Origin of the sequence: Agrococcus lahaulensis DSM 17612, assembly GCF_000425105.1 — a bacterium.
In the GTDB taxonomy this organism is placed as follows: domain Bacteria; phylum Actinomycetota; class Actinomycetes; order Actinomycetales; family Microbacteriaceae; genus Agrococcus; species Agrococcus lahaulensis.
Genome location: NZ_AULD01000015.1, coordinates 71,615 through 78,696, shown reverse-complemented (window position 1 = coordinate 78,696; position 7,082 = coordinate 71,615). Strand labels below are relative to the sequence as shown.

11 protein-coding genes are annotated in these 7,082 nt (G+C 73.9%); 8 read left to right on the top strand and 3 right to left on the bottom strand.

All coding sequences use genetic code 11. The annotated features are described in order from the left end of the window. Positions 1–1,036 (top strand): HNH endonuclease signature motif containing protein (locus H508_RS16805; protein ID WP_156906034.1); only part of this gene is annotated, 1,036 nt, incomplete at its 5' end. Between the two features lie 66 nt (positions 1,037–1,102). Here the strand turns inward: H508_RS16805 and H508_RS0108345 are convergent. The 3 genes from H508_RS0108345 to H508_RS0108335 all read right to left on the bottom strand — a co-directional run bounded on the left by H508_RS0108345 (position 1,103) and on the right by H508_RS0108335 (position 2,027). Next, the gene (locus H508_RS0108345; protein WP_026373725.1) at positions 1,103–1,303 is read right to left on the bottom strand and encodes a hypothetical protein; all 201 of its coding nucleotides are present in this window, start codon (positions 1,301–1,303) and stop codon (positions 1,103–1,105) included. An 83-nt stretch (positions 1,304–1,386) separates the two neighbouring features. Beyond that, complete coding sequence (locus H508_RS0108340; RefSeq protein ID WP_026373724.1) at positions 1,387–1,791, bottom strand: type II toxin-antitoxin system VapC family toxin; 405 nt, start codon at positions 1,789–1,791, stop codon at positions 1,387–1,389. Further along, positions 1,788–2,027, bottom strand: coding sequence for a type II toxin-antitoxin system Phd/YefM family antitoxin (locus H508_RS0108335; RefSeq protein WP_026373723.1), 240 nt, complete (start codon positions 2,025–2,027; stop codon positions 1,788–1,790). The genes H508_RS0108340 and H508_RS0108335 overlap by 4 nt, the downstream gene beginning before the upstream one ends. Before the next feature lie 64 nt (positions 2,028–2,091). Here H508_RS0108335 and H508_RS17415 point away from each other — a divergent pair, with 64 nt between their 5' ends. The 7 genes from H508_RS17415 (at position 2,092) to H508_RS15380 (ending at position 7,016) form a co-directional block, all read left to right on the top strand. Then, the gene (locus H508_RS17415) at positions 2,092–2,253 is read left to right on the top strand and encodes a hypothetical protein (protein ID WP_021009399.1); all 162 of its coding nucleotides are present in this window, start codon (positions 2,092–2,094) and stop codon (positions 2,251–2,253) included. A gap of 46 nt (positions 2,254–2,299) precedes the next feature. Next, a complete protein-coding gene (locus H508_RS0108325) occupies positions 2,300–3,217 on the top strand; it encodes an oxygenase MpaB family protein (protein WP_026373722.1) in 918 nt (305 codons plus the stop codon). After that, positions 3,214–3,546 carry a hypothetical protein gene (locus H508_RS0108320; RefSeq protein WP_026373721.1) on the top strand — a complete coding sequence of 111 codons (333 nt, stop codon included), beginning with the start codon at positions 3,214–3,216 and terminating at the stop codon, positions 3,544–3,546. The genes H508_RS0108325 and H508_RS0108320 overlap by 4 nt, the downstream gene beginning before the upstream one ends. A gap of 7 nt (positions 3,547–3,553) precedes the next feature. Beyond that, positions 3,554–4,372 carry a nitroreductase family protein gene (locus H508_RS0108315; RefSeq protein ID WP_026373720.1) on the top strand — a complete coding sequence of 273 codons (819 nt, stop codon included), beginning with the start codon at positions 3,554–3,556 and terminating at the stop codon, positions 4,370–4,372. 75 nt (positions 4,373–4,447) lie between these two features. Further along, positions 4,448–4,927 (top strand): cupredoxin domain-containing protein, encoded by a 480-nt coding sequence (locus H508_RS0108310; RefSeq protein WP_026373719.1) that lies wholly within the window; start codon positions 4,448–4,450, stop codon positions 4,925–4,927. 35 nt (positions 4,928–4,962) lie between these two features. After that, positions 4,963–5,481 carry a metallophosphoesterase family protein gene (locus H508_RS0108305; protein WP_026373718.1) on the top strand — a complete coding sequence of 173 codons (519 nt, stop codon included), beginning with the start codon at positions 4,963–4,965 and terminating at the stop codon, positions 5,479–5,481. Between the two features lie 56 nt (positions 5,482–5,537). Continuing rightward, complete coding sequence (locus H508_RS15380; RefSeq protein WP_051223061.1) at positions 5,538–7,016, top strand: protein kinase domain-containing protein; 1,479 nt, start codon at positions 5,538–5,540, stop codon at positions 7,014–7,016. Positions 7,017–7,082 lie beyond the last annotated feature (66 nt).

Genomic DNA, 7,082 nt, shown 5'->3' with positions numbered 1-7,082 from the left:
GCGCTCGCCGGCCGAGGAGGGTTCGAAGCTCAAGGCGATGGCGGATGCGTGGGGCGGCCCGCGCGTGAAGGTCGCCTTCCACGACGACAAGTGCGCCAGCGGCGGCTGCGACGGCAAGGCCTGCGACGGCGAGGCCTCGCTCGATGACCGCACGCCCGAGCAGAAGATGCACGACGCGTTCATCGCCATGGTCACCGCGCACGCCGGCTCCGGCGACGCGCCGGTCGCCGGCGGCGAGCCGCCCGTGCTCACCTTCGTCGGCACCATCGACGCGTACGACGCCCACGTGCGGGGCCTGTCCCACCCCGAGCGGACCCTCACGATCGAGCACACCGGCTGCCTGGTGCCGATCGAGGGCGTCGACCAGCTCCTCTGCCACGCCGCGATCGAGCAGCTGATCGTCGACGAGCACGGTCACCCGCTGTGGCTCGGCCGCACCAAGCGCATCTTCAACCGCGCGCAGCGGCGCGCGCTCGCCAAGCGCGACAAGGGCTGCCGCGTGCCCGGCTGCGGCATGCCGGCCGCCTGGTGCGAAGCGCATCACATCGTGCCCTGGCAGCTCGGCGGCAAGACCGACATCGACAACGGCATCCTCGTCTGCAGCTTTCACCACCACGAGATCCACGCCGGCCGACTGCGAGTCGAAAAGGCCGGACGGGGGCCGGGCCAATGGCGGATCATCGCCGAGCTCCAGCCCGCCCGCACCCGCACCGCCGTCGCCGCATTCGCGGGCCTGCAGACACCGCCCGAGATGCCGCAGAGCCTCGAAGCAGCGGCGCCGGCATCGCTCGCGGTGAAGCTGCCCGACCTTCCCGTGCGCGGCGGCGAGCCGCGCCACGCGCTCCCCGCCGAGCCTGCCGCCTCGGTCTCGGTAGGGCAGGTCGACCGATCCATCCGGCCACCGCGGCGTCAGCGGCGGCCGAGCATCGTGACCGAGCGGCGGCTCCGCGCACTGCTCGAGCGGCACGGCCGTGCTCGAGAGCACAGCGCCCGCGCCGACGTGCTGCCGAGACCGGGGATCGTGCTGCGCCGCTGATCGCCATCGCATCCCGCACGCGACTGCTCGCCCGCACGCTCTCCGCGCACCTCGCTCCCGATCCCTCTAGGGCCCGGCGACCTCGGCGGTCGGCTCGAGCGGCGTCCGGCTCGGACGCCCCGCGTCGACGAGCGCTGCGCCGGACAGCCCGCGCTTGGAGAGCCCGCCTCCCATGGCGGCCATCTCGTCGATGTGCGATCCGACGAAGGCCCATCCGAAGGCGATCTGCAGGCCGACCGCGGCGACATGGCGGCTGCTGAACGTCACGGAGCACGCCCCGTCACGAGTCACGGCGGGTCTGTGGATGGAACAGCCTCGACGATCCGTGGTTGCCGACTTCGTCCGCCGCGTCACTCCTCGAGCGCTAGGGCGACGCCCGCGGTTGTCGCGGCACGACGCAGCGCCGCGTCCCGAGTCGCGAGCGGCACTGCGCGGACCATCGCAGCGTCCAGGTAGGCGGCGTCGTACGCCGTGAGCTCGAATCGACTCGCGAGGTCCACGAGTCGGTCTGCCCGCCCTTCGACGACGTCGAGCGCGAGCCGGTCGAGCGTGCTCAGGAAGCGCTTCGAGGCGGCCACGCTGATGCGGTCTCGGCGAGCGGCGAGCACCAGCACGTTGGCAATTTCGTAGCGCCAGAGCGACGGGACCACGCCGCCCCACCGAGCGACGCGCGCGAACACGTCGTCGCTCGCGTCGCTCGCCTCATCCTCGAAGCACCACGACATCGTCACCGAGGCGTCGATGACGACCGTCACCGGCGACCCTCTTCGATCAGGTCACGCACTCCCCCGCCGCCGAGCGACCGTCCCGCCCTCGCATCCCGCATCTCCTGCACGAGCTCCTCGACGCTCTGGGAACCGGCGTTGCTGATGGGGACGAGGCGAGCGACGGGGCGACCATGCCGCGTGATGGTGACCGTGGCACCGCGCTCCACCTCGGCCAGGAGACGCGGCAGATGCGTCTTCGCCTCGTACGCGCCGATCGTCGTCATGCAGTCAGACTAGTCGCCGACCTGTACTGCGACCAGGGCCCAGTCGGAGGGCTACGATGGCGCCATGCAGCTCCTCGTCGCCGCCTCCGCCGCCGCCCACGACGCGGGCATCCCGCTCGACGACCCGATGAACCTCTTCATCATCGCCTCGAGCCTCGTGACCGCGCTCGCGTTCGTCGGCATCGCCGGGGCGTTCGTCATGACCGCGCTCGGCCGAGCCGACTGAACCCAGCCCGCGCGGCTCGCACAGCGTCGGCTGGCATGCTGACGGCATGGCGATGAGGCTGCGCGCGCGACTGCTCGAGGCGCTCGCCGGCGACCCCGAGGGCTCCCCCGCGTGGATCCGCGAGCTCGCCGAGGGCGACGACGCGGGCCACTTCGCCGAGGACGGCGCAGCCTGGACGGTGCACGGCAGCATGGCGACGCTCGTCGCCGGCATCCGCGCGCTGCTGCTGCAGGCGCTCCACCCCGGCGCGATGGCGGGTGTGCACGACCACTCGACGTACCGGCAGGACCCGCTGGGCCGGCTCTCCGGCACGGTCCGCTGGGTCGTCTGCCTCACCTACGGCTCCACGGCGCAGGCCGAGCGCGAGACCGCGCGGGTCGGACGCTTCCACAAGCGCGTGCAGGGCGCCTACGTCGACGGCCGCGGCGCCGAGCGCGCCTACAGCGCCGCCGACCCCGGGCTCGCCGACTGGGTGCACCTCGCCTTCGCCGACGCGTTCCTCACGTGCCAGGAGACCTGGGGCGAGCGGATGCCCGGCGGCGGCCGCATCCCGGGCGGCCCCGACGCGTACGTGGCCGAGTGGGCGATCGCCGGTCGCCTCATGCGCGTCGACGATCCGCCGACGACCGCGGACGAGCTGCGCCGCCGCATCGACGGCTACCTCGAGCGCGGCGAGCTGCGCAGCGACGAGCGCGTGCGCGAGGTGGTCTCGTTCCTGCGCCGCCCGCCCGTCGGCGGCGTCGCCGGCATCGGCTACCGGCTGCTCTTCGCGGGCGCGGTCGCGACCCTCCCCCGCCGCTACCGGCAGCTGCTCGGCGTCCGCCGCTCGCCGCTGCCCGTCATCACCCTCACTCGCGCCGTGCTCGCGATCGCCGGCCGCGCGCTCGCGAGCGGCGAGGGCCGGCGCGCGCAGGACTGGGCGCGCCTGCGCCTCCGCCGCCTCGAGGCGGAGCGCGCCGCGTGAGCGCCGCCCGCTCGCTCGCGATCGCCGCGGGCACCGTCTACGGCTCGACCGCGATGCTCGGCGTCGGACTCGCGACCGGCCTGTGGCGCAACGAGCGGAACCGCTGGGTCCACCACGTCGGCTACATCGCCGCCGTCACGCTCACCTCGGCGACCGTCGCGGTGAGCGCCCTGCGCGAGCACGACGGCACGCGAGCCGCGCTCGCGGCCGCGGCGCTCGTGCCGCTGGCCGCGCTCCCCCGCGTCTCGACGCGCTCGCGCAGGCATCCGCTCGTCGCCCTCACCGCCGCCCCGTGGCTCATCGCCGCCATCGCCCGCCGACCCCGATAGGAGCATCGTGGAGCTCATCGACGCCATCCGCCGCCGCCGCACGACGAACGGCGCGTTCCTGCCCGACCCCGTCAAGGAGGAGCACCAGCGCCTGCTCATCGAGATGGCAGGCCGCGCCCCCTCGCAGCTCAACAGCCAGCCGTGGCGCTTCGTCATCACCGAGGACCGCGCGACGATCGAGAAGGTCGCGGCGATCAGCGGCGAGAGCATGACCGAGGCGATGTCGAACGGCACGTTCTTCGAGCGCTACAAGCGCTACTTCCGCTTCTCGCAGCGCGAGATGGACGAGCGCCGCGACGGCATGCTCTTCGACAAGCTGCCCGCGCCGCTGCGCCCCTTCACGAGCCAGGTCTTCACCCCGGGCGGCCAGCGGCTCATGAACGCGATGCGCGTGCCGCAGACCCTCGGCGAGGAGAACCGCAAGCTCGTCGCCGGCTCTCCCCTCATGCTCGCTGTCATGCTCGACCGCGCCGAGCACCGGCCGGGCGAGCTCTCGTCCTTCTACTCGCTGTTCAGCATGGGCGCGGCGATGGAGAATCTCTGGCTCACGACGGTCGAGCTCGGCATGGGCATCCAGTTCGTCTCGTTCCCGATGGAGGTGCCCGGCCAGTGGGAGAAGCTCGTCGAGCTCTTCCGCGTGCCGGACCACCTCGAGCTCATGGCCGTCTACCGGCTCGGCTACGTGCCCGAGGAGCGCCGCCGCCCCCGCATCGACTGGACGAGCTCCGAGCGCCGGCTGCCCTCCCAGATCGTCTTCCGCGACACGTGCGACACCCCGCAGCTCGGCTGGGACGACGCGCAGGTCACCCCGCGCCACCACGACTGATCGAGCACTTCCCGTCGGCGCTCGGCGATGCGAGACTCCTCGCGAGCGACCCGCGCTCGAAGGGACGAGGATCGGATGCGTCACTCCCGCAGCACCGCCGTCGCACTCGCGTGCGCGGTCGCCCTCGCGCTCGCCGGCTGCGCGAGCGGCTCCGCCGAGCCCGAGAGCCCGGACGTCGGCGCGCCGGCGGCCTCGTCGGCCGCGCCCGGCCTGGATCCCTCGCCGCCCGCGACGCCGAGCGACGTGGCGGCGGCCGGGGCGACGCCCCTCACCGGCGTCGTCGGCACCGATGACGATCCCGAGGCGTACGCGATCGAGCTGCGCGACGCATCCGGCACCCCGGTCGAGTCGCTCCCGGCCGGCACTTACGCGCTGACCTTCGCCGACCGCTCGAGCATGCACAACTTCCGGCTGCGCGGCCCCGGCGTCGACGTCGCGACCGATGTCGCCGGCTCCGACGAGTCGACGGTCGAGGTCACGCTCGAGCCCGGCACCTACGAGATCGTCTGCGACCCGCACTCGGGCACCATGCGCGCTGAGATCCAGGTGGGCTGAGCAGCGTCTCCGGCGCGGTGCGCGAGACTGGCGCGGTGACGACGCGCCTGCTGCTCCTCAGCGACACCCACGTGCCGAAGCGCGCGAAGGCGCTGCAGGAGCAGGTGTGGCGGCTCGTCGACGAGGCGGATGCCGTGATCCACGCGGGCGATTGGGTGTCGGAGGCCTTCCTCGACGAGCTCGAGGCGCGCGCCCGCCGCCTCATCGGCGTCGCGGGCAACAACGACGGACCGGCGCTGTGGGATCGACTCGGCGGCGAGGCCCGAGCGGAGCTCGACGGGGTCCGCTTCGCGGTCGTGCACGAGACGGGCGCGGCGGCCGGGCGCGAGCGCCGATGCGACGAGCGCTTCGGACCGGGGTCCGTGGCGCCGTGCGACGTGCTCGTCTTCGGCCACTCGCACATCCCGTGGGACTCGGTCACGCCCGGCGGCGTGCGGCTCCTCAACCCCGGCTCCCCGACCGACCGGCGCCGACAGCCCGTCGGCACCGTCATGACCGCGACCGCCGACGACGGGCGGCTGCGGGAGGTGCGGCTCGTCGAGACGCCGCGCTGACGTGGAGGGGATGCTCGGGTTGCTCGCGTAGCCTGGCCGTCGGACGGGGGGACGCGATGATCGCGACAGGAGCCGATCCGCTCGCGCCCGGGCGGCTGCTCGCGGAGCGCTATCGGATCGGGCCGCTGCTGGGCGCCGGCGGCACGGCCGCAGTGCACCGCGCGACCGACGAGCTGCTCGGGCGGACGGTCGCCGTCAAGGCGCTCGTGCGCCCCGTGGGCGACGAGGCGGCGGAGCGCCGCGAGCGGGCCGAGATCGAGCTGCTCGCCTCGCTGCACCACCGCTCGCTCGTGACGCTCTTCGACGCGGGCAAGGCGCGCGTCGACGGCCTCCCCGTCTCGTTCCTCGTCATGGAGCTCGTCGAGGGACCGAGCCTCGCGCAGCGGCTCGACGAGGGGTCGCTGCCGCTCCCAGAGGTCGAGCGGCTCGCGCGCGACCTCGCGGAGGCGCTCGCCGTCGTCCACGCGCACGGCATCGTGCACCGCGACGTCAAGCCCGCGAACGTGCTCCTCTCCCCCTCGCCGCTCCACCGCGGCGCGTTCGACGCGAAGCTCGCCGACTTCGGCATCGCGGCGCTCATCGGCGGCGAGCGGCTCACCGCGACCGGCACGGTGCTCGGCACCGCGGCGTACCTCAGCCCGGAGCAGACCACCGGCGCGCGCGTCGACACCCCCTCCGACGTCTACTCCCTGGGGCTCGTGCTGCTCGAGACGATCACCGGCCGACGCGAGTACCCCGGCTTGCTCGTCGAGTCGCTCAGCGCGCGCCTCTCCCGCGACCCGGAGATCCCCGGTGAGCTCGGCTACCGCTGGAAGTCGCTACTGACCGCGATGACGGCGCGCGACCCGGCGGAGCGGCCGACCGCGACGGCCGTGCTCGAGCGGCTGTCGCGATCGGAGGAGGGCGCCGACGCGACCGCCGCGACGACCGCGCCATCGGCTGCCGCGCTCGCCGGGACGCTCGGAGCGTCGGGCGCGATCGCGTCAGGCACGGCCGCCCCCTCGAGCGCCGCAGGAGCGGACGCGACGCAGCGGTTGAGCGCGGAGGCGGCGATCACGACCGCCCTCACCCCGGTGGTCCCGCCGCCGCGGCGGAAGCGCAAGCGTGGCCTCGTGCTCGTCGCGGGCCTCGTGGCGGCCGGGGCGCTCGTCGCGATCCCCGTGCTGTCGCACCAGCCGTCGCCGACGACGAAGGCGCCGGTCGAGGTCGAGCTCGCCGACCTCCCCGGGCTCGTGCCCGACCCCGGCGTCGCCGAACCGACGGACACGGAGCCCGAGCCGGAGCAGGTCGCCGAACCGCAGCCTGCGCCCGAGCCGGCCACCGAGCCCGAGGTCGTGGTGACGCCCGCAGACGACGGCCCTGCCGAGCCCGCCGATGGGAACGGGAACAACGGCAACGGGAACGGGAACGGCAACAACGGGAACGGCAACGCCGGCAACGGGAACGGCAACAGCGGCAACAGCGGCAACAGCGGCAACAGCGGGAACGGCAACAGCGGCAACGGCAACGGCAGCGGCAACGGCAACCGGCCGTAGCGCCGCACGAGGTCGCGAACAGCGGTGATCCAGGCTGCGCACCCGCGAATCGACCGCTGCTCGCGA

What these genes read in the sequence shown, in the direction of transcription:
- H508_RS0108335 (WP_026373723.1), bottom strand. Translation starts at nt 2,027, where the DNA reads ATGACGACGATCGGCGCGTACGAGGCGAAGACGCATCTGCCGCGTCTC.
- H508_RS17415 (WP_021009399.1), top strand. Translation starts at nt 2,092, where the DNA reads ATGCAGCTCCTCGTCGCCGCCTCCGCCGCCGCCCACGACGCGGGCATC.
- H508_RS0108325 (WP_026373722.1), top strand. Translation starts at nt 2,300, where the DNA reads ATGGCGATGAGGCTGCGCGCGCGACTGCTCGAGGCGCTCGCCGGCGAC.
- H508_RS0108310 (WP_026373719.1), top strand. Translation starts at nt 4,448, where the DNA reads ATGCGTCACTCCCGCAGCACCGCCGTCGCACTCGCGTGCGCGGTCGCC.
- H508_RS15380 (WP_051223061.1), top strand. Translation starts at nt 5,538, where the DNA reads ATGATCGCGACAGGAGCCGATCCGCTCGCGCCCGGGCGGCTGCTCGCG.